At 53.7% G+C, this 20,960-nt stretch carries 23 protein-coding genes; 16 read left to right on the forward strand and 7 right to left on the reverse strand.

Annotated elements, in window-relative coordinates; all coding sequences use genetic code 11:
- Nucleotides 1–8 precede the first annotated feature (8 nt).
- The 4 genes from ACLHV8_RS02080 to rlmB all read left to right on the forward strand — a co-directional run bounded on the left by ACLHV8_RS02080 (nucleotide 9) and on the right by rlmB (nucleotide 5,207).
- Nucleotides 9–1,307 carry an adenylosuccinate synthase gene (locus tag ACLHV8_RS02080; protein WP_024907332.1) on the forward strand — a complete coding sequence of 433 codons (1,299 nt, stop codon included), beginning with the start codon at nucleotides 9–11 and terminating at the stop codon, nucleotides 1,305–1,307.
- Nucleotides 1,308–1,500: 193 nt separating this feature from the next.
- Entirely contained in the window at nucleotides 1,501–1,926 is a 426-nt protein-coding gene (nsrR, locus tag ACLHV8_RS02085) for a nitric oxide-sensing transcriptional repressor NsrR (RefSeq protein WP_023293453.1), read from the forward strand.
- A gap of 38 nt (nucleotides 1,927–1,964) precedes the next feature.
- Nucleotides 1,965–4,406, forward strand: coding sequence for a ribonuclease R (gene rnr / locus ACLHV8_RS02090; RefSeq protein ID WP_410376745.1), 2,442 nt, complete (start codon nucleotides 1,965–1,967; stop codon nucleotides 4,404–4,406).
- 69 nt (nucleotides 4,407–4,475) lie between these two features.
- Nucleotides 4,476–5,207: a 23S rRNA (guanosine(2251)-2'-O)-methyltransferase RlmB gene (gene rlmB, locus ACLHV8_RS02095; protein WP_028016444.1), complete on the forward strand. Its 732-nt coding sequence runs from the start codon at nucleotides 4,476–4,478 to the stop codon at nucleotides 5,205–5,207.
- Between the two features lie 41 nt (nucleotides 5,208–5,248).
- Here the strand turns inward: rlmB and ACLHV8_RS02100 are convergent, their stop codons facing one another.
- A complete protein-coding gene (locus tag ACLHV8_RS02100; protein ID WP_208594665.1) occupies nucleotides 5,249–6,523 on the reverse strand; it encodes an MFS transporter in 1,275 nt (424 codons plus the stop codon).
- Nucleotides 6,524–6,724: 201 nt separating this feature from the next.
- Here ACLHV8_RS02100 and ACLHV8_RS02105 point away from each other — a divergent pair, with 201 nt between their 5' ends.
- Nucleotides 6,725–8,347, forward strand: a complete 1,623-nt coding sequence (locus ACLHV8_RS02105) for an isovaleryl-CoA dehydrogenase (protein WP_208594666.1) — start codon at nucleotides 6,725–6,727, stop codon at nucleotides 8,345–8,347.
- Here the strand turns inward: ACLHV8_RS02105 and ACLHV8_RS02110 are convergent.
- From ACLHV8_RS02110 to bsmA, 3 genes are all read right to left on the reverse strand, one after another.
- Nucleotides 8,344–10,275, reverse strand: a complete 1,932-nt coding sequence (locus tag ACLHV8_RS02110) for a methyl-accepting chemotaxis protein (RefSeq protein WP_208594667.1) — start codon at nucleotides 10,273–10,275, stop codon at nucleotides 8,344–8,346. The genes ACLHV8_RS02105 and ACLHV8_RS02110 overlap by 4 nt on opposite strands.
- Nucleotides 10,276–10,445: 170 nt before the next feature.
- The gene (gene yjfN / locus ACLHV8_RS02115; protein WP_032666749.1) at nucleotides 10,446–10,733 is read right to left on the reverse strand and encodes a DUF1471 family protease activator YjfN; all 288 of its coding nucleotides are present in this window, start codon (nucleotides 10,731–10,733) and stop codon (nucleotides 10,446–10,448) included.
- A 136-nt stretch (nucleotides 10,734–10,869) separates the two neighbouring features.
- Nucleotides 10,870–11,199: a biofilm peroxide resistance protein BsmA gene (gene bsmA / locus ACLHV8_RS02120; RefSeq protein ID WP_028016449.1), complete on the reverse strand. Its 330-nt coding sequence runs from the start codon at nucleotides 11,197–11,199 to the stop codon at nucleotides 10,870–10,872.
- 137 nt (nucleotides 11,200–11,336) lie between these two features.
- Here bsmA and yjfP point away from each other — a divergent pair, with 137 nt between their 5' ends.
- A complete protein-coding gene (yjfP, locus tag ACLHV8_RS02125; protein ID WP_208594668.1) occupies nucleotides 11,337–12,059 on the forward strand; it encodes an esterase in 723 nt (240 codons plus the stop codon).
- Here the strand turns inward: yjfP and ulaR are convergent.
- Both ulaR and ulaG read right to left on the reverse strand, forming a co-directional pair.
- Entirely contained in the window at nucleotides 12,056–12,811 is a 756-nt protein-coding gene (gene ulaR / locus ACLHV8_RS02130) for an HTH-type transcriptional regulator UlaR (RefSeq protein WP_028016451.1), read from the reverse strand. The genes yjfP and ulaR overlap by 4 nt on opposite strands.
- Nucleotides 12,812–12,920: 109 nt before the next feature.
- A complete protein-coding gene (ulaG, locus tag ACLHV8_RS02135) occupies nucleotides 12,921–13,985 on the reverse strand; it encodes an L-ascorbate 6-phosphate lactonase (RefSeq protein WP_028016452.1) in 1,065 nt (354 codons plus the stop codon).
- Between the two features lie 358 nt (nucleotides 13,986–14,343).
- Here ulaG and ulaA point away from each other — a divergent pair, with 358 nt between their 5' ends.
- From ulaA to ACLHV8_RS02165, 6 genes are read left to right on the forward strand one after another with little or no spacing between them, the layout of a single operon-like run.
- On the forward strand, nucleotides 14,344–15,744 hold the full coding sequence (ulaA, locus tag ACLHV8_RS02140) for a PTS ascorbate transporter subunit IIC (protein WP_028016453.1): 1,401 nt from the start codon (nucleotides 14,344–14,346) through the stop codon (nucleotides 15,742–15,744).
- A 12-nt stretch (nucleotides 15,745–15,756) separates the two neighbouring features.
- Complete coding sequence (gene ulaB / locus ACLHV8_RS02145; RefSeq protein ID WP_003856022.1) at nucleotides 15,757–16,062, forward strand: PTS ascorbate transporter subunit IIB; 306 nt, start codon at nucleotides 15,757–15,759, stop codon at nucleotides 16,060–16,062.
- 9 nt (nucleotides 16,063–16,071) lie between these two features.
- Complete coding sequence (gene ulaC, locus ACLHV8_RS02150; RefSeq protein ID WP_028016454.1) at nucleotides 16,072–16,539, forward strand: PTS ascorbate transporter subunit IIA; 468 nt, start codon at nucleotides 16,072–16,074, stop codon at nucleotides 16,537–16,539.
- 12 nt (nucleotides 16,540–16,551) lie between these two features.
- Complete coding sequence (gene ulaD, locus ACLHV8_RS02155) at nucleotides 16,552–17,202, forward strand: 3-keto-L-gulonate-6-phosphate decarboxylase UlaD (protein ID WP_023345304.1); 651 nt, start codon at nucleotides 16,552–16,554, stop codon at nucleotides 17,200–17,202.
- A 9-nt stretch (nucleotides 17,203–17,211) separates the two neighbouring features.
- On the forward strand, nucleotides 17,212–18,072 hold the full coding sequence (locus tag ACLHV8_RS02160) for an L-ribulose-5-phosphate 3-epimerase (RefSeq protein ID WP_028016455.1): 861 nt from the start codon (nucleotides 17,212–17,214) through the stop codon (nucleotides 18,070–18,072).
- The gene (locus ACLHV8_RS02165; protein WP_028016456.1) at nucleotides 18,065–18,751 is read left to right on the forward strand and encodes an L-ribulose-5-phosphate 4-epimerase; all 687 of its coding nucleotides are present in this window, start codon (nucleotides 18,065–18,067) and stop codon (nucleotides 18,749–18,751) included. The genes ACLHV8_RS02160 and ACLHV8_RS02165 overlap by 8 nt, the downstream gene beginning before the upstream one ends.
- Nucleotides 18,752–18,892: 141 nt before the next feature.
- Here the strand turns inward: ACLHV8_RS02165 and yjfY are convergent, their stop codons facing one another.
- Nucleotides 18,893–19,168 carry a DUF1471 family protein YjfY gene (gene yjfY, locus ACLHV8_RS02170; protein WP_028016457.1) on the reverse strand — a complete coding sequence of 92 codons (276 nt, stop codon included), beginning with the start codon at nucleotides 19,166–19,168 and terminating at the stop codon, nucleotides 18,893–18,895.
- 345 nt (nucleotides 19,169–19,513) lie between these two features.
- On the opposite strand from yjfY, the gene rpsF reads away from it, so the two are divergent.
- The 4 genes from rpsF to rplI are packed head-to-tail and all read left to right on the forward strand — an operon-like array spanning nucleotide 19,514 to nucleotide 20,953.
- Nucleotides 19,514–19,909, forward strand: a complete 396-nt coding sequence (gene rpsF / locus ACLHV8_RS02175) for a 30S ribosomal protein S6 (protein ID WP_014830397.1) — start codon at nucleotides 19,514–19,516, stop codon at nucleotides 19,907–19,909.
- A gap of 6 nt (nucleotides 19,910–19,915) precedes the next feature.
- The gene (gene priB / locus ACLHV8_RS02180) at nucleotides 19,916–20,230 is read left to right on the forward strand and encodes a primosomal replication protein N (RefSeq protein ID WP_008502895.1); all 315 of its coding nucleotides are present in this window, start codon (nucleotides 19,916–19,918) and stop codon (nucleotides 20,228–20,230) included.
- A gap of 4 nt (nucleotides 20,231–20,234) precedes the next feature.
- Nucleotides 20,235–20,462, forward strand: coding sequence for a 30S ribosomal protein S18 (gene rpsR / locus ACLHV8_RS02185; RefSeq protein ID WP_000135199.1), 228 nt, complete (start codon nucleotides 20,235–20,237; stop codon nucleotides 20,460–20,462).
- A gap of 41 nt (nucleotides 20,463–20,503) precedes the next feature.
- The gene (rplI, locus tag ACLHV8_RS02190; RefSeq protein ID WP_028016458.1) at nucleotides 20,504–20,953 is read left to right on the forward strand and encodes a 50S ribosomal protein L9; all 450 of its coding nucleotides are present in this window, start codon (nucleotides 20,504–20,506) and stop codon (nucleotides 20,951–20,953) included.
- The last annotated feature ends 7 nt before the right edge of the window (nucleotides 20,954–20,960 follow it).

The raw sequence follows: 20,960 nt of genomic DNA on the forward strand, positions 1-20,960 counted from the left end.
TGAAAAAAATGGGTAACAACGTCGTCGTACTGGGCACCCAATGGGGTGACGAAGGTAAAGGGAAGATTGTTGATCTTCTGACTGAACGGGCTAAATATGTTGTACGCTACCAGGGCGGTCACAACGCAGGCCATACTCTCGTAATCAACGGTGAAAAAACCGTCCTCCATCTTATTCCATCAGGCATTCTTCGTGATAACGTCACCAGCATCATCGGTAACGGCGTTGTGCTGTCTCCTGCTGCGCTGATGAAAGAGATGAAAGGTCTGGAAGACCGTGGTATCCCTGTTCGTGAGCGTCTGCTGCTCTCCGAAGCTTGCCCGCTGATCCTGGATTATCACGTGGCACTGGACGTTGCGCGTGAGAAAGCGCGTGGCGCGAAAGCGATCGGTACCACCGGCCGTGGTATCGGCCCGGCTTACGAAGACAAAGTAGCTCGTCGCGGTCTGCGCGTGGGCGACCTCTTCGACAAAGCAACCTTCGCTGAAAAACTGAAAGAAGTGATGGAATATCACAACTTCCAGCTGGTGAACTTCTACAAAGCTGACGCTGTTGACTACCAGAAAGTACTGGATGACGTCATGGCGATTGCTGACATTCTGACCGGTATGGTTGTTGATGTATCCGATCTGCTGGACCAGGCGCGCAAACGTGGCGATTTCGTCATGTTTGAAGGTGCGCAGGGTACGCTGCTGGACATCGACCACGGTACCTATCCGTATGTGACCTCTTCTAACACCACCGCAGGTGGCGTGGCGACCGGCTCTGGCCTGGGCCCGCGTTATGTGGATTACGTTCTGGGTATCATCAAAGCTTACTCCACTCGCGTGGGTGCAGGTCCATTCCCGACCGAACTGTTTGATGAAACCGGCGAGTTCCTGTGCAAGCAGGGTAACGAGTTTGGCGCGACCACCGGTCGTCGTCGTCGTACCGGCTGGCTGGATGCGGTTGCAGTGCGTCGCGCAGTGCAGATCAACTCCCTGTCTGGCTTCTGCCTGACCAAGCTGGACGTACTGGACGGCCTGAAAGAAGTGAAAATCTGCGTAGGCTACCGTATGCCAGATGGCCGCGAAGTGACCACCACTCCGCTGGCGGCTGACGACTGGGAAGGCATCGAGCCAATCTACGAAACCATGCCGGGCTGGTCTGAGACCACTTTCGGTGTGAAAGAGCGTAGCGGCCTGCCACAGGCGGCGCTGGATTACATCAAGCGTATTGAAGAACTGACCGAAGTGCCGATCGATATTATTTCTACCGGCCCGGATCGTACTGAAACGATGATCCTGCGCGACCCGTTCGACGCATAATCTTCGTGACTGCTGGCCTGCGGGGGTGACCCGTAGGCCGGATAAGCGTAGCGCCATCCGGCGACCACTCCTCGATCTCTGCTTTTTCGCCCCGTCAGTCAAATAAATTAGCCGCTAACTATCTGGCTGGTTTATCATCATTAATGAATATCTCAGCGGTTTGTCCGCGATTTCCCTTTTTCCTGAGGTTGATGTGCAGTTAACAAGTTTCACCGATTACGGCTTACGCGCGCTGATCTACATGGCGTCGTTACCCGATGGGAAAATGACCAGTATCTCTGAAGTGACAGAGGTCTACGGCGTGTCTCGTAATCATATGGTCAAAATAATCAATCAACTTAGTCGTGCCGGATATGTTGCTGCCGTTCGCGGGAAGAATGGGGGGATCCGTCTCGGTAAACCGGCGCAGAGTATTCGTGTTGGCGATGTGGTACGTGAGCTGGAGCCATTGTCTCTGGTGAACTGCAGCAGCGAGTTCTGCCACATTACGCCCGCCTGCCGTCTGAAAAAGGCGCTTTCTAAGGCCGTGCAAAGTTTTCTCAAGGAACTGGATAACTACACGCTGGCCGATTTGGTTGAAGAGAATCAACCGCTTTATAAATTATTGCTGGTGGAATGAAGAAAATTTCCACCGGAGCTGACAACGGAGGAACCGACATGTCACAAGATCCATTCCAGGAACGCGAAGCCGAAAAATACGCGAACCCTATTCCCAGCCGCGAGTTCATCATTGAACACTTAACAAAACGCGAAAAACCCGCCAATCGTGAAGAACTTGCCGTTCAATTAAATATTGAAGGTGAAGAGCAAATTGAAGCCCTTCGTCGTCGCCTGCGCGCCATGGAGCGTGACGGGCAACTGGTCTTTACTCGCCGTCAGTGCTATGCGCTACCAGAACGCCTTGATCTGCTGAAAGGAACCGTCATTGGTCACCGCGACGGCTATGGCTTCCTGCGCGTGGAAGGTCGTAAAGACGATCTGTACCTTTCATCTGAACAGATGAAAATGTGTATCCACGGTGACCAGATCCTGGCCCAGCCGCTGGGCGCTGACCGTAAAGGTCGCCGCGAAGCTCGCGTGGTGCGTGTGCTGGTGCCAAAAACCAGCCAGATTGTTGGCCGCTACTTTACCGATGCGGGCGTCGGCTTTGTGGTACCGGACGACAGCCGTCTGAGTTTTGATATCCTGATCCCACCTGAAGAGGTTATGGGCGCGCGCATGGGCTTTGTGGTGGTGGTTGAGCTCACCCAGCGTCCTACCCGTCGCACTAAAGCGGTCGGGAAAATTGTGGAAGTATTGGGCGATAACATGGGCACCGGCATGGCTGTTGATATGGCGCTGCGTACCCATGAGATCCCGTACATCTGGCCGAAAGCGGTTGAAGAACAAATTGAAGGCCTTCGTGAAGAAGTGCCTGAAGAGTCTAAAGCTGGCCGCGTGGACCTCCGCGATCTGCCACTGGTGACGATTGATGGCGAAGACGCCCGCGACTTCGATGATGCGGTGTACTGCGAGAAAAAACGCGGCGGCGGCTGGCGCCTGTGGGTTGCCATCGCGGATGTGAGCTACTATGTTCGCCCGCACACCCCGCTGGATAACGAAGCGCGCAACCGCGGTACCTCGGTTTACTTCCCGTCACAGGTTGTGCCGATGCTGCCGGAAGTGCTCTCTAACGGCCTGTGCTCCCTGAACCCGCAGGTTGATCGCCTCTGTATGGTTTGTGAGATGACCATCTCCACCAAAGGGCGCTTAACAGGTTACAAATTCTACGAAGCAGTCATGAGCTCACATGCGCGCCTGACCTATACCAAAGTCTGGCATATGCTGCAGGGCGACCAGGATCTGCGCGAACAATATGCGCCGCTGGTGAAGCACATTGAAGAGCTACATAACCTCTACAAAACGCTGGATCAGGCTCGTGAAGAGCGCGGCGGGATCTCCTTTGAGAGCGAGGAGGCGAAGTTTATCTTCAACGCGGAACGTCGCATTGAACGTATCGAACAGACCCAGCGTAACGACGCGCATAAGCTGATTGAAGAGTGTATGATCCTGGCGAACATCTCGGCGGCACGTTTTGTTGAGAAAGCCAAAGAACCTGCGCTGTTCCGTATTCACGATAAACCGTCGACGGAAGCCATCACCGCGTTCCGTTCAGTACTGGCTGAACTGGGTCTGGAGCTGCCTGGTGGTAACAAGCCAGAGCCGCGTGATTATGCCGAGCTGCTGGAATCCATTGGCGACCGTCCGGATGCAGAAATGCTGCAGACCATGCTGCTGCGCTCCATGAAGCAGGCGATTTACGATCCGGAAAACCGTGGGCACTTCGGTCTGGCGTTGCAGTCCTACGCGCACTTTACGTCGCCAATTCGTCGTTACCCGGATCTTTCCCTGCACCGTGCAATCAAGTATTTGCTGGCGCAGGAGCAGGGCCATAAAGGGAACACGACTGAAACCGGAGGCTACCACTATTCAATGGAAGAGATGCTGCAACTGGGTCAGCATTGTTCCATGACCGAACGCCGCGCGGATGAAGCGACCCGTGAAGTCTCAGACTGGCTGAAGTGCGACTTTATGCTGGATCAGGTCGGTAACGTGTTCAAAGGTGTGATCGCCAGCGTGACCGGTTTTGGTTTCTTTGTTCGTCTCGATGAGCTGTTTATCGACGGTCTGGTGCATGTCTCCAGCCTGGATAACGACTACTACCGTTTTGACCAGGTCGGGCAGCGTCTCATTGGTGAATCCGGCGGTCAGACCTATCGTCTGGGCGATCGTGTGGAAGTGAAGGTCGAAGCGGTCAATATGGACGAGCGCAAGATCGACTTCAGCCTGATCTCCAGCGAGCGTGGCCCGCGTAATGTGGGTAAAACGGCGCGTGAGAAGGCGAAAAAGGGTGGCAACGGTAATACCAGCGGCAAACGTCGTCAGGCGGGTAAGAAAGTGAACTTCGAGCCAGATAGCGCCTTCCGCGGCGAGAAGAAAAAGAAACCGAAGGCAGCGAAGAAAGAAGCTCGCTCCGCGAAAAAGCCTTCCGCTAAGACCCAAAAAATTGCCGCCGCTACCAAAGCGAAGCGCGCGGCGAAGAAAAAGCAGGCGGAGTAATTCCGCCCCTTACCCTGACCCTCTCCCCATCGGGGAGAGGGAAAAGTATCGTCATAATGAGAACCATCAATGAGTGAAATGATTTACGGCATCCACGCGGTGCAAGCCCTGCTGGAGCGCGCACCGGAGCGTTTTCAGGAAGTGTTCATTCTGAAAGGGCGTGAAGACAAGCGTCTGATGCCGCTGATCCACGCCCTGGAGGCACAGGGTGTGGTGATCCAACTGGCAAACCGCCAGTTCCTGGATGAGAAAAGTGACGGCGCGGTTCACCAGGGGATCATTGCCCGCGTGAAGCCGGGTCGTCAGTATCAGGAAAACGATCTGCCGGATCTGATTGCCGAGCTGGATAACCCATTTTTCCTGATCCTCGATGGCGTTACCGATCCGCACAACCTCGGTGCATGTCTGCGTAGTGCTGATGCTGCCGGTGTACACGCGGTCATCGTGCCAAAAGATCGCTCTGCACAGCTGAACGCCACGGCCAAAAAAGTGGCCTGCGGCGCGGCAGAGAACGTTCCGTTGATCCGTGTTACCAACCTGGCGCGCACCATGCGTCTGCTGCAGGAAGAGAATATCTGGATTGTCGGTACCGCCGGTGAAGCCGATCATACCCTCTATCAGAGCAAAATGACTGGCCGTCTGGCGCTGGTGATGGGAGCCGAAGGTGAAGGGATGCGTCGTCTGACGCGCGAGCACTGCGATGAGCTAATCAGCATTCCGATGGCGGGCAGCGTGTCGTCTCTGAACGTTTCTGTTGCGACGGGCATCTGCCTGTTTGAAGCGGTGCGTCAGCGGGGCTAGCCTTTTGTGCCCGGTAAGCACAACGCCACCGGGCATTGACCTCACTCCTCTAACGACCGCAAATGGTCATCCTTCCTGAGCGTCATCAGCGCCGCAATGCTCACCACTGCTGTCGTCATGACGTAGTACGCTGGAATATCCAGATTGCCCGTCTCTTTAATCAGCCCGGTAATAATCAACCCTGCGCAGCCTGAAAAAATAGCGTTCGACAGGGAGTAAGCCAACCCAAGCCCGGTATAGCGCACACGCGTCGGGAACATCTCAGAGAGCATCGCCGGGCCAGGCCCTGCCAGCATTCCCACCAGACCACCTGCAATCAATACCACCAGCGCTTTCACTGCCAGCGTACTGGATTCGGCCTGCAGGATTTTCAGGAGTGGCAGGGCGAGGATCAGCAGCAGCGTGGTGGCGATAACCATCACCGTGCGACGCCCGATCCGGTCGCTCAGGATCCCAGAGGGAATGATGGTGAGTGCAAAACCAATATTCGAAATCACCGCTATTAATAACGCCTGGTTAAAGCCGGTGTGCAGCGCTGACTGCAGGTAGGTTGGCATAATCACCAGATAGGTATACCCCGCCGCTGACCAGACCATCACCCTGCCAATCCCCATTATGATAGCTCTGAGGGTCGCAGCGGTATCCGCCCGAGCGGTGACCGGTTTGTCCTGCTGCTGCACAAAGCTGGGTGTCTCTTCCATGCTTACCCGAAGCCATAGTGCGACGACGCCCATGGGCAGCGCCAGGAAGAACGGAATGCGCCAGCCCCAGTCATGCAAAGCTTCAGGGGTGAGGAGGGCGGAGAGTAGCGCGACAATGCCTGCGCCTGCCAGCAATCCCAGCGCCACGGTGAAGGATTGCCACGCGCCGTACAGGCCGCGCTTGCCGCGCGGGGCAAACTCCGTCATCAGCGAGACCGCACCGCCGTACTCGCCGCCCGCGAACAGCCCCTGCAGGATGCGAAGCAGTGTAATAATGAGCGGTGCGGCAATCCCGATGCTGGCGTAGACCGGCACCACGCCGATAGCGGCGGTAGCGAGCGTCATCAATACCAGCACAATGATTAGCGTTGGCTTACGGCCAATCCTGTCGCCAATGCGGCCAAACACCACCGCGCCCAGGGGACGGAAAAAGAAAGCGATGGCAAACGAGGCGTAGGTCAGGATCAGGCTGGTTAGCCCCGCTTCCCCCTCAAGCTGGAAGAAGTTTTTCGCAATAACGGTCGCCAGAAAACCGTAGACCGCAAACTCATACCACTCGATAAAGTTACCAATGGAGCCTGCAATTAATGCTCGCTTGTGCGCATCCGGTTGCATAACGATCCTCACTGAAGGGGGTAAGAATAAATTATTCAACAAAAGAGAAGTGATGAAATAGTTTATTCTTATGTTCTGTGAGCTATTTCACGAATGATATCAGCAGGATCGCCACTGTGTGACTTCACTCCCATGCAGCGTGTATGCGGTCTGTCCATACTTACCTTCATTGCCACCGAGCCACTGAAGGAGGGAGACAGCATGCACTGGCAGACCCATACCGTTTTTAATCAACCAGCCCCACTCTCAAACAGTAACCTTTTCCTCTCTGACTGCGCCCTGCGTGACGCAGTTTCCCGCGAGGGTGCCGAGTGGGATAGTGAGTTGCTCGCCAGCATCGGGCAGCAGTTAGGCACCGCTGAGTCACTGGAGCTGGGCAGGCTGGCGAACGTGAATCCACCTGAGCTATTACGCTATGATGCCACCGGGGAGCGGCTGGATGATGTCCGCTTTCATCCCGCATGGCACTTGCTGATGCAAGGACTCTGTGCCAACCGTGTACACAACCTGGCGTGGGAAGAGGAGGCGCGAAAGGGCTCTTTTGTCGCCAGAGCCGCACGGTTTGTTCTGCATGCGCAGGTCGAAGCCGGCACGCTTTGTCCCATAACCATGACTTTTGCTGCGACACCCTTGCTACAGCAGACGCTCCCCAAAATATTTCATGACTGGCTGACGCCGCTACTCAGCGATCGCTACGATCCTCATCTTGCTCCAGGATCGCAAAAGCGTGGTCTGCTGATCGGCATGGGGATGACGGAAAAGCAGGGCGGATCCGACGTTCTCAGCAACACCACCAAAGCAGAAAAATGCAGCGATGGTAGCTACCGGCTGGTGGGACACAAATGGTTTTTCTCGGTGCCTCAAAGCGATGCGCACCTGGTGCTGGCCCAGGCGAAAGGCGGACTCTCCTGCTTTTTTGTTCCCCGTTTTTTGCCTGACGGACAACGGAATGCCGTGCGTCTGGAGCGGCTGAAAGACAAGCTCGGTAACCGATCCAACGCCAGCAGCGAGGTGGAGTTTCTTGATGCCTCCGGCTGGCTGCTTGGGGAAGAGGGCGAAGGCGTGCGGCAGATCCTGAGAATGGGCGGGCTGACGCGTTTTGACTGCGCACTAGGCAGCCACGGGTTGATGCGCCGGGCGTTATCTGTGGCGCTTTACCACGCCCATCAGCGGCAGACGTTCGGGAAAAACCTTATCGATCAACCCTTGATGCGCGATGTGCTGAGCCGTATGGCCCTGGTGCTGGAGGGGCAAACTGCACTGTTATTTCGTCTGGCGCGGGCGTGGGATAAACGCGCGGATCCGCAAGAAGCCGCCTGGGCTCGGTTGTTCACCCCTGCGGCGAAATTTAGCGTGTGCAAAACCGGAATCCCCTTTGTGGCAGAAGCAATGGAAGTCCTCGGCGGTATGGGCTACTGCGAGGAGAGCGAACTACCACGACTCTACCGTGAGATGCCGGTAAACAGCATCTGGGAAGGATCGGGCAATATTATGTGCCTGGATGTGTTGCGCGTACTGACTAAGCAGCCCGGTGTCTTCGACCTGCTGACCGACGATTTTGCGCAGGTGAAAGGGCAGGACAGACACTTCGATCGTAGCTGGCGGCAACTACAGCAAAAACTGCGTAAACCTCAGGAGGCACAGGGGCGGGAGATCGCGCAGCAGCTTTTCTTACTGGGTGCCGGGAGCCAAATGCTGCAGCACGCATCGCCACCCGTGGCGCAGGCGTGGTGCCGCATGATGCTTGATACCCGCGGTGGGACGCTGATGAACGAGCAGGTGCAAAGTGACCTGCTGCTGCGTGCCACCGGCAGGGTTGGCTAGTTTTTCAGCTGGAACAAGCTCACCAGTTGGGTGAGATGCGAACCTTTCTCACGCAGCGTTTGTGCCGTTTGTTCGCTGCGTGAGACGCGATCGGCGTTGATGTGTGATGCTTCGCCAATATGGGTCATAGCAAGATTAACCTGACCGATTCCTGCGGATTGCTCGCGTGACGCGTGGTTAATCTCCATGACCAGCTGGCTGATGTTATCAATATGAAGAATGATGGAGTCCATCGCCAGACGCGTCTGTTCGGACAGCGCGTGTCCTTCACTGACTTTCCTGAGCGTATCGCCAATCAGCTGTTCAATCTCCTTCACTGCGTTAGCGCTACGTCCAGCCAGAGCGCGAACTTCCTGCGCGACCACCGCAAAACCTTTTCCGTGTTCACCAGCACGAGCCGCCTCTACTGCCGCATTGAGCGCCAGGATATTGGTCTGGAAAGCGATTGACTCAATCACGCGCGTGATGTCTTCGATGCGTTTTGACGCTTCCCGGATGTCATCCATGGTGGCAACCGCATGGGTTACCGTCTCGCCACCCTGATGTACCGCGAGCGAGGTTTCACTTACCAACTGCTGTGTTTGCTCCATATTGGCCGCGTTTTGCTGTACGGTTGCGGCCAGTTGCTCCATGCTGGCGGAGGTCTCTTCCACGCTGCTGGCCTGTTTGTTGATCTGCTCTGAAATCTCGCCGGTATCGGAGGCCAGGGCGTTTGTCCCCATATGGATTTCACCTGCCGCTTCGCGAACCTGCAGAACCATTTTTTGCAGTCCGCCACCGATACCATTGATGGCATCAACCAACTGACCAACCTCGTCCTGGCGCGTTACGGGAAGGCTGGAACGCAGATCGCCCGCAGCATACTGACGAGCCAGATGAATCACATTTCTCAGCGGTTGGGTAAGCATCCTACGAATAATCATCACAAAGAGGCCCGCGAAGAGTACAGACAACACCACACCAGCCAGCAGGAAACGGTCACGCAGAGTGGTCACGCTTGAGAGCAGTACGGATTTATCCACTTCGCCGACGATGGTCCAGTTCCAGCCTGGCAGCGGGGTATAGGCCATTTTCACCGTGCGGCCATCTTCAGTGATGCGTTCCAGTGTGCCGGGTTTGTCACTCAGCAGCTGCTGTTGTGTTGCACTGTCCCATTTCGGTAACTGACCCTCCTCGCTGGAATGGAACAGATACTGGCCGCGCGTTTTGCCGTTGCTGCGATCCAGCACAAAGAAGTGGCCGCTCTCACCCAGACGGCGGTTGAGGATTTTCTCGCGCATGACGTTCCAGGAGCGGGTGATGTCCACGCCGACAAAGACGATCGCAATGATCTGTCCTTCGGCGTTTTTAACGGGCTGGTACTGGGTGATGTAACGCTTGCCAAACAGCAGCGCCAGTCCACGGTAGACTTCGCCTTTGCTTACGGCAGCGAAGGCCGGGCTGGAGACATCCAGAACAGTACCCATTGCACGCTCGCCATTCTCTTTGCGCAGGGAAGTGGCCACGCGAACAAAGTCGTTACCGCTGCGTACAAACAGCGTCGAAATGGCTCCCGTACGATTCAGGAACTCGTCCGAAAGGGTGTTATTTTCATGCAGCCCGGTTTCTCCGCCTTTCAGAAGCGGAACGCTAAGCCCGTTTATCGTCTGGGGTTGGGAACGATCAATATTCAGAGGCTGCGGTAAAAAGGTGGAAAACAGGCGGGTATAACTCTCGACCTCTTCACTCAGGCTGGTGTTAAACATCTGCACCATATCGACCATGCCAGTGGACTGGTTATGCAGATCCTCGACCGCAAGCTCTTCAAGCTGCTGGCTGGCTTTTTGGCTGAGCAGAAAAGTGAAAAGCAAAAACAGTATGGCGACACTGACACCCGTAAGCAGTGACAGCTTCGTACCAAGTCCTGCACGGCGAAAAAAATTGATCATATATTGCTCATCATTGAAAAGGTATGGTTCTTCAACGGCAGAGCGGGGATGACGTTTATCCCTTTAATGTAACAAAATGTTATTTAATTGTTTTTGATATGTTTGTTGCAAGGTGAAAAATTTGCAAAAACGAAAAGCCACTAAAAATAAGTGGCTTTTATCGGGAAGGGTTAAACATAAAGAATGGCCTGTACGCGCCAATGATCAACATGGTTATCTTCCTGCATCTGGATGATTCGATACCAGGAAGCGCCCTGCTCATCGGCTTTCAATGCAACTACACGTTCAACGTCTTGCGGGCTCCCTGAAATATTATTCACGGAGATCTGGCCTATTTCATTCAGACCCGTTACACAATCAGCACTGGCGAATTCTGCTGACTGTGCGGTTGTGCTCACAAGGCCAGCTGAGAGCAACAGAGAGGTCAAAGCAAGAGTTCGTTTCATCGTCAGCTCCATTTCACATATTTCCGGTATCCGCCGGGCAATCCTTCGCAAATAAACTCACTTCCATTGTCGCGGGCATGGAGTTTATTGTGGACAGGAAAATGTCTATGGACGCAAAGCAGTGTAAATGTCGTTCAAAGGAAGACCATTACTTATGGTACAAAATTGCCTGTGAGTACCACTGTCCCGTTATGATGGTTTCATCGATCATAATGATGACGTAATAATCTGCTTTGGCGGCGACGGCTTGTGCTTTTATTGCCTCTTCAGCGTCATCCGGAGAGCCGCGAACCAGCGCGGAGACCGTGCCCATTCGCTGTAATCCTTCCGTCTGATTACGACGAATCTCCTGTGGATGATCGGCGACCGGCGGAGCGGGCTGCGGCGTTCCCTGCAGTGCGTTACAGCCACTGAGCAGAGACACCAGCAATAAAGCAGCAAACCTGCGCATAACCATATCTCGTTTCCTGATAGCCATAGTGTAGTTGTCTGTGAATTTAGTTTTGGGGGAATGTTCCCGAAGTGTTATCTGGGACGTATATTTCGAATGAAAATGACGTGAAAGCGTAACCCAGTTCTCAACATTATGAATCATACATTCGGACAGGGTCGACAATGATTGAAATTGAAATACGCCATCTCGGCGACCATGAAATTTTACACGCGATACCAGCGGGAAAACGTGATGTGCCGCTGCCTGTTATCGTTTTTTATCATGGATTTACGTCTTCGAAGCTGGTTTACAGTTATTTTGCGGTGGCGCTGGCTCAGGCCGGCTTTCGAGTGGTAATGCCGGATGCACCTGACCACGGCGCACGCTTTACGGGGAATGAACAGGCTCGGCTTGGACGGTTCTGGCACATTCTGCACGGCAGTCTGACCGAGTTTGCCGGGTTGCGTGATGCGCTCTATGAGGCAGGGCTGGTGGCTGATGATCGTCTGGCCGTGGCCGGGGCGTCAATGGGGGGCATGACGGCGCTGGGGATTATGACGCATCACCCAGAGGTGAAATCCGTCGCCTGCCTGATGGGCTCGGGCTATTTTACCTCACTGGCGAAGACGCTTTTTCCCCCTCAGGATTTAACGGAAATGACCGCGACGCTGGCAGAGTGGGAAGTGACCCGGGCATTGCCGCGTCTGGCCGATCGCCCGCTGCTGTTGTGGCACGGTGACGCGGATGACGTGGTCCCACCCGATGGAACCTTCCGTCTTCAACAGTCGTTGCAGCGCGAGGGACTGGATAGCAACCTGACCTGCCTGTGGGAAGCGGGCGTCCGCCACCGCATCACGCCCACGGCACTGGACGCCACGGTGGCATTCTTCCGCCAGCATTTTTAAACGCGCAGCACTTTTACGCCCTGATCTTCCAGCTTCTGGAGGATCTCTGGGTTGGCCCCTTTGCCGGTGATCACCATGTCGATCTGTTCGGCGCGGCTGAATAACATCCCTGCGCGCTCGCCCACTTTGCTGCTGTCGACCAGCACAACGAGCTTGCCCACAACGTTAAGCATGTTTTGCTCCGCCATCGCGGTCAGCATATCGGTTTTATACAGGCCATCTGCCGTCAGGCCTTTGCCGCTGGTAAACATCCAGTGCCCGGCATAGAGACTGTTTTCGCTGTCCTGAGGGCTAAGGGTGATGGACTGGCTTTTGTTGTACTGCCCGCCCATGATCACCACGCTCTCATGCTCCTGGTCGATGAGATAGTTGGCGAGCGGTAAGTAGTTGGTGATGATTTGTACCGGTTTTCCGCACATCTCCCGGCCCAGAAGAAACGCCGTGGAGCCGCAGTTGATGACTACGCTCTCGCCGGGATTCACCAGCTGCGATGCGGCTCTGGCAATACGCACTTTTTCATCATGATTTTGTGCCTGATGAATGTTCATTGGCGTCCAGCGCGGGCGTTGTTGGCTGATCGCTTCTGCGCCGTTGCGGACTTTTTTCAGTTTCCCGCTCTCATCCAGCTTGTTGATATCCCGCCGTGCTGTCGCCGGGGAAATCCCTAAATGCTCGATGACTTTCTCGACGGTGATGAAACCTGTTTGCGCCAGGAGTTCCAGGAGAATTTGATGCCGTTGCGCTTCCGTCATGAGCTATTCCGATAAGAATTGATTTGAAAAGATGATATTTGAAATAGCATGAAATTACTAAAATAATTATGGAATCGCCAGACAGAAGTCTGGCGATTTGGCTTCACAATCAGAGGAAGGACTTGAACGGCAGGTCGGGTTCGATGGTGAAGCAATCATCAAAGCCACGCGGGTAGTGATACTCGAGGTTGTCTTTGTCCAGTGGCCAGGTGAACTTGCCTCCAACCTGCCAGATGAATGGCTTGAAGCCATATTTCAGACGATCTTTTTTCATCTCCCACAGTACGCGGATTTCCTGTGGGTCGGCCTGGAAATTGGACCAGATATCATGGTGGAACGGGATCACCACTTTGGTGTTCAATGCTTCCGCCATGCGCAGCATATCAGCGCTGGTCATCTTGTCAGTGATGCCTCGTGGGTTCTCGCCGTAGGAGCCCAGCGCCACGTCAATCTGATGTTCATTACCGTGCTTCGCATAGTAGTTGGAGTAGTGAGAGTCACCGCTGTGGTACAGAGAGCCGCCAGGGGTTTTAAACAGATAGTTAACCGCGCGCTCGTCCATGCCATCTGGTAGTACCCCAGCGGCTTTCTGATCGGCAGGCAGAGTAATCAATGCGGTACGGTCAAAGGCATCAAGCGCGTGGATTTCAATGTCTTTAATTTTCACCACATCGCCCGGCTTCATGACAATGCAGCGCTCTTTCGGTACACCCCAGCCAATCCAGAGATCCACGCAGGTCTGCGGTCCGATAAACGGGACGTCATCGGCACAGTTTTGCATGACCGCTGCCGCTACATTTACGTCGATATGGTCGTTGTGATCGTGCGTTGAGAGAACAGCATCGATCTGCCGAATAGCAAATGGATCAAGCACAAAAGGTGTCGTACGCAGGTTTGGCTGCAGTTTTTCCACACCCGCCATACGCTGCATCTGATGGCCTTTTTTCATCAACGGGTTGCCGTGGCTCTGTTTGCCCGTACCGCACCAGAAATCGACGCAAATGTTCGCACCACCCTCTGATTTCAACCAGATACCGGTACAACCCAGCCACCACATTGCAAAGGTACCGGGAGCAACCCGTTCCTGCTCGATCTCTTCGTTCAGCCAGCTACCCCATTCCGGAAAGGTGCTCAGAATCCATGATTCGCGGGTGATGGTGTTTACTTTACTCATCGTTTGACTCCTGGTTTTAATCAAAAGTAATCACAATGTGATTTGTTGTGATTAATGCTGGCACCATTTGACGTACTTTGCAACGGTAAAAATGAGGAATTTTATCTGTTCGACTTCACGGATTATCCGCTTTTACCTTGTTAGACTATCTCTTATTAATGATTAATTTCATGAATTATAAAGATTAAATTATTTATCTCAGAGGGCGGTGAAAATCATTACTCACAGCATGGAAATAATTTGCGTGATACGTCACAAATAATCAAATTCAATCTTGTGGTGATTATTTGTGATTACTAGAGTGATGGCACCAACCACACAGGGATTGCCCCTCGTGTTCTCATTTCTGGAGAGAGTTATGGAGATCCTCTACAACGTCTTTACCGTGTTCTTTAATCAGGTAATGACTAACGCCCCGCTGCTGCTGGGTATCGTGACGTGCCTGGGCTATATCCTGCTGCGCAAGAGCGTCAGCGTTATTATTAAAGGCACGATTAAGACCATCATTGGTTTCATGCTGTTGCAGGCAGGGTCAGGCATTCTGACCAGCACGTTTAAGCCTGTCGTGGCCAAAATGTCGGAAGTGTATGGCATCAATGGTGCGATCTCTGACACATATGCATCAATGATGGCCACTATCGATCGCATGGGGGATGCCTATAGTTGGGTCGGTTATGCGGTGCTGCTCGCGCTGGCGCTGAACATTATTTATGTTCTTCTGCGCCGCATTACAGGCATTCGCACCATCATGCTGACGGGACACATCATGTTCCAGCAGGCGGGGCTCATTGCGGTTTCTCTCTATATTTTCGGCTACCCAATGTGGACCACGATTATCTGCACCGCAGTGCTGGTATCGCTCTACTGGGGTATCACCTCCAACATGATGTACAAGCCAACACAGGAAGTGACTGATGGTTGCGGTTTTTCAATCGGCCATCAGCAGCAGTTTGCCTCCTGGATTGCTTACAAAGTTGCACCGTACCTGGGTAAAAAAGAAGAGAGCGTTGAAGACCTCAAGCTGCCTGGCTGGCTGAATATCTTCCACGACAACATCGTTTCTACGGCGATTGTGATGACCCTTTTCTTCGGCGCCATTCTGCTCTCCTTCGGCATTGATGTAGTGCAGGCGATGGCAGGGAAAACCCACTGGACGGTCTATATCCTGCAGACCGGCTTCTCCTTCGCAGTGGCAATTTTCATCATCACTCAGGGCGTGCGTATGTTCGTTGCCGAGCTGTCTGAAGCCTTCAACGGGATTTCCCAGCGCCTGATTCCTGGCGCAGTACTGGCGATTGACTGTGCGGCTATCTACAGCTTCGCACCGAACGCGGTGGTCTGGGGCTTTATGTGGGGCACTATCGGCCAGCTGATTGCTGTGGGCATCCTGGTAGGCTGCGGCTCCTCAATCCTGATTATCCCTGGTTTTATCCCGATGTTCTTCTCCAACGCCACCATCGGCGTCTTTGCAAACCACTTTGGCGGCTGGCGCGCGGCGCTCAAGATCTGCCTGGTGATGGGCATGGTGGAAATTTTCGGTTGTGTGTGGGCGGTCAAGCTCACCGGCATGAGCGCCTGGATGGGCATGGCGGACTGGTCAATTCTGGCGCCACCAATGATGCAGGGCTTTGCATCCGTCGGACTGGTCTTTATGGCCGTCATCATTCTGATTGCTCTGGCTTATATGTTCTTCGCGGGCCGCGCTCTGCGCGCTGAAGAAGATGCGGAAAAACAAACAGCAGAAGTGTCTGCTCATTAAGGAGTTTCGATTATGACCGTACGTATCCTGGCTGTGTGTGGCAATGGGCAAGGTAGCTCCATGATCATGAAGATGAAAGTGGACCAGTTTTTAACCCAGTCAAACATCGATCACACGGTGAACAGCTGTGCAGTGGGTGAATACAAAAGTGAGCTGAACGGCGCGGACATCATCATCGCCTCTACCCACATCGCCGGCGAAATTAGTGTGTCAGGCAATAAATATGTCGTGGGTGTACGCAACATGCTTTCACCTGCGGATTTCGGACCAAAGCTGTTGGAAGTGATCAAAGAACATTTCCCACAAGACGTGAAGTAAGGACGCCACATGAAACTACGTGATTCTCTGGCAGAGAATAATTCCATTCTTTTACAGGCTGAGGCCAGCACCTGGCAGGAAGCGGTGAAGCTGAGCGTGGATTTACTGGTTAAAGCTGATGTTGTCGAGCCACGTTATTACCAGGCCATTCTGGATGGCGTTGCTCAGCACGGCCCTTACTTTGTCATTGCACCGGGCCTGGCCATGCCGCATGGCCGGCCGGAAGAGGGGGTGAAGAAAACCGGCTTTGCCCTGGTGACGCTGAAAACGCCGTTGGTGTTTAACCATGAAGATAACGACCCGGTAGACATTCTTATCACCATGGCCGCTGTTGATGCCAATACCCACCAGGAGGTGGGCATCATGCAGATCGTGAATCTGTTTGATGACGAGGCCAATTTCGACCGTTTACGTGCCTGCCGCACCGAGCAGGAAGTGCTGGATTTGATTGATATCGCCACCGCGGCGGCAGTTTAAGAGGAATTGAACATGTCATTACCAATGTTGCAGGTTGCGCTGGATAACCAAACGCTGTCCCACGCTTACGAAACGACCCGTCTGATTGCAGAAGAAGTGGACATCATCGAAGTTGGAACCATTTTGTGCGTGGGCGAAGGTGTCCGTGCTGTTCGCGACCTGAAGGCGCTCTATCCGCACAAAATCGTGCTGGCGGATGCCAAGATTGCGGACGCAGGCAAAATTCTCTCTCGTATGTGTTTTGAAGCCAACGCCGACTGGGTCACCGTGATCTGCTGTGCGGATATCAACACCGCCAAAGGCGCGCTGGACGTGGCAAAAGAGTTTAACGGCGACGTGCAGATTGAATTGACCGGCTTCTGGACCTGGGAGCAGGCGCAGGAGTGGCGCGACGCGGGCATTCAGCAGGTGGTTTACCACCGTAGCCGTGATGCACAGGCTGCAGGCGTGGCGTGGGGTGACGCAGATATCAGTGCGATTAAACGTCTGGCTGATATGGGCTTTAAAGTGACCGTTACGGGCGGCCTGGCGCTGGAAGATCTGCCGTTATTCAAGGGTATTCCAATTCACGTCTTCATTGCGGGTCGTAGCATCCGCGATGCTGCCTCCCCGGTAGAAGCGGCGCGTCAGTTCAAACGCTCCATCGCTCAGCTTTGGGGCTAAGGAGCGGGTATGTTGTCAAAACAAGTCCCGCTTGGCATCTATGAAAAGGCACTCCCCGCGGGGGAGTGCTGGCTGGCGCGGTTACGGTTGGCAAAAGAGCTGGGTTTCGATTTTGTCGAAATGTCAGTGGATGAGACAGACGATCGCCTCTCTCGCCTCGACTGGAGTCGTGAACAACGCCTGGCGCTGGTGGGCGCTATCGCTGAAACGGGTGTGCGCGTGCCCTCCATGTGTCTCAGTGCCCATCGGCGATTCCCGCTTGGGAGTGAAGATGATGCCGTGCGTGCTCAGGGTCTGGAGATCATGCGGAAAGCCATTCGCTTTGCTCAGGACGTCGGCATCCGGGTGATCCAACTGGCAGGTTATGACGTTTACTATCAGGAAGCCAACGATGAAACGCGCCGTCGTTTCCGTGACGGCCTGAAAGAGAGCGTCGAGATGGCAAGCCGTGCGCAGGTGACGCTGGCGATGGAGATCATGGATTATCCGTTAATGAACTCGATCAGCAAAGCGCTGGGCTACGCGCACTATCTGAATAATCCGTGGTTCCAGCTCTATCCTGATATTGGCAACTTGTCGGCATGGGATAATGACGTGCAGATGGAACTGCAGGCAGGTATAGGTCATATCGTGGCGGTTCACGTCAAAGATACGCGGCCTGGTGTGTTCAAAAATGTTCCGTTCGGCACCGGGGTGGTGGATTTCGAACGGTGCTTCCAGACGCTCAAGCAGACAGGGTATTGCGGGCCTTACCTGATTGAGATGTGGAGTGAAACGTCGGATGACCCGGCCGCGGAAGTGGCGAAAGCGCGCGACTGGGTGCGTGAGCGAATGGCGCGTGCGGGTATGCTGGAGGCTGAACATGCTTAAGCTCAAACAGCAGGTCTTTGAGGCCAATATGGATCTGCCGCGTTACGGCCTGGTGACCTTCACCTGGGGTAACGTCAGTGCTATCGATCGCGATCGTGGGGTGATCGCAATTAAGCCGAGCGGTGTGGCGTATGAAACCATGAAAGTGGACGATATGGTGCTCGTGGATCTCGAAGGAAATGTTGTCGATGGCAAATGGCGACCTTCTTCCGATACGGCCACTCACCTGGCGCTTTACCGGCGTTATCCTTCACTGGGTGGTGTTGTGCATACGCACTCAACGCATGCTACGGCCTGGGCACAGGCGGGTCTGGCAATACCCGCTCTGGGAACTACGCATGCAGATTACTTCTTTGGCGACATCCCCTGTACACGGGCACTTACGCAGGATGAAGTGGAAGGTGAGTACGAACTCAACACCGGTAAGGTGATTATTGAGACCTTGGGAGACAGTGAGCCGCTGCATACACCGGGCATTGTGGTGTACCAGCACGGTCCGTTCTCGTGGGGTAAAGATGCCCACGACGCTGTCCATAATGCGGTGGTCATGGAGGAGGTGGCACGAATGGCGTGGATTGCCCGCGACATTAACCCACAGCTTCAGGGCATTGATGATTACCTGATGGACAAGCACTTCAAGCGTAAGCACGGCCCAAACGCATATTACGGGCAAAAGTGAATAAGTGCTCTGGAATACCAAAAAACAGTTGTAACCGGTGGTATTTCAGAGCCATTCATAAAAAAAAGCCCCCGGGCTGGGGGCAAGTTAAACTATGGCTATGTTCTCGTTGTTGGGCTTCCTGGTGCTAGCGTTAAAACGTTATCTGTATATATCTGCACTGGCGTGCATGTTGCCGTTGCTACCGGGTTCACGCATCAGAATGACGTGATAGTATGTAGCACCCTGAGCATCGGTTTCTTTGTTAAGAGCCTGATCTGCTTCACTTTCAGTGGCGAAATTATGATTGATGTAGATTACGCCCAAGCTTTGCACATCATCCATGTTTCTGGCCTGTCGGCTGTCTATTTTGATGGCTGCCATCGCGTTTGCACTGAGCAAAAGCGCAGCCATTATGGCTAATACGATTTTTTTCATGATATGCGCTCCACGACTGCGTGCTGTGAGAGAGTGGTGTGATACTCCTTCTTTAATTCAGATGACCTCTGATTAAAGTGTAATCACTCATTCGGCGGGAAAGCGTGACCATTTCTGATGCTGTTGTTCAAAAAAACAACGCTTTCGGATGTGAGTAATTTTAAATCATCCACTTAGACCAGCTTTGCGCTTTGTGCGAATTATTTGTGCAATCAGCTTGAGTTTCCAGGGGGGTGCAAGTATTATGACGCGTCAATTTTTCAGCCGACCTTTAACACGTTCCTTGCCTCCCCGGGCCTCGGCTGACCCAGACAGGAGGCTGAATAATCCGTAAGGAGCAATTCGATGCGTCATTACGAAATCGTTTTTATGGTCCATCCTGACCAGAGCGAACAGGTTCCGGGTATGATCGAGCGCTACACTGGTGCAATCACTGCAGCAGCGGGCACGATCCACCGTCTGGAAGACTGGGGCCGCCGTCAGCTGGCTTACCCGATCAACAAACTGCACAAAGCTCACTACGTTCTGCTGAACGTTGAAGCGCCGCAGGAAGTGATCGATGAGCTGGAAACTAACTTCCGCTTCAACGATGCCGTTATCCGCAGCATGGTTATGCGTACTAAACACGCAGTTACCGAAGCATCTCCGATGGTTAAAGCGAAAGACGAGCGCCGCGAGCGTCGCGATGATTTCGCAAACGAAACCGCAGATGATTCTGATGCTGGGGATTCTGAAGAGTAATTTCTGATGACCAACCGTCTGGCGTTGTCCGGCATCGTATGCAGGGCTCCCCTTCGAAAGGTCAGTCCATCAGGAATTCCGCATTGCCAGTTCGTGCTTGAGCATCGTTCTGTGCAAGAGGAAGCCGGGTTTCACCGGCAGGCATGGTGCCAAATGCCCGTTATTATTAGCGGACACGAAAACCAGGCCATTACTCACAGTTTAACGGTCGGTAGTGCAGTAATCGTTCAGGGGTTCATCTCTTGCCACAAGGCAAAGAACGGTCTGAGCAAAATGGTTCTGCATGCCGAGCAGATTGATTTGATAGATTCTGGAGACTAGCCATATGGCACGTTATTTCCGTCGTCGCAAGTTCTGCCGTTTCACCGCGGAAGGCGTTCAAGAGATCGACTATAAAGATATCGCAACGCTGAAAAACTACATCACCGAAAGCGGTAAGATTGTCCCAAGCCGTATCACCGGTACTCGTGCAAAATACCAGCGTCAGCTGGCTCGCGCTATCAAACGCGCTCGCTACCTGTCCCTGCTGCCGTACACTGATCGTCATCAGTAATCGGGCACGGTCCATTAATACGACTTTAAGAGGATAAGGTAATGCAAGTTATTCTGCTTGATAAAGTAGCAAACCTGGGCAGCCTGGGTGATCAGGTAAACGTTAAAGCGGGCTACGCTCGTAACTTCCTGGTTCCACAGGGTAAAGCTGTTCCAGCTACCAAGAAAAACGTAGAGTTTTTCGAAGCACGTCGCGCTGAACTGGAAGCCAAACTGGCTGACGTTCTGGCGGCTGCTAACGCTCGCGCTGAGTCAATCAACGCACTGGGCACCGTTACCATCGCTTCCAAATCTGGCGACGAAGGTAAACTGTTCGGTTCCATCGGTACCCGCGATATCGCTGATGCAGTTTCTGCAGCAGGCGTTAAAGTGGCTAAGAGCGAAGTTCGTCTGCCGAACGGCGTTCTGCGTACCACTGGTGAGCACGAAGTTGACTTCCAGGTTCACAGCGAAGTGTTCGCTAAACTGGTTGTTAACGTTGTAGCTGAGTAATTTTTTA

This window comes from Enterobacter sp. CPE_E863, assembly GCF_046521465.1.
GTDB lineage: Bacteria > Pseudomonadota > Gammaproteobacteria > Enterobacterales > Enterobacteriaceae > Enterobacter > Enterobacter adelaidei.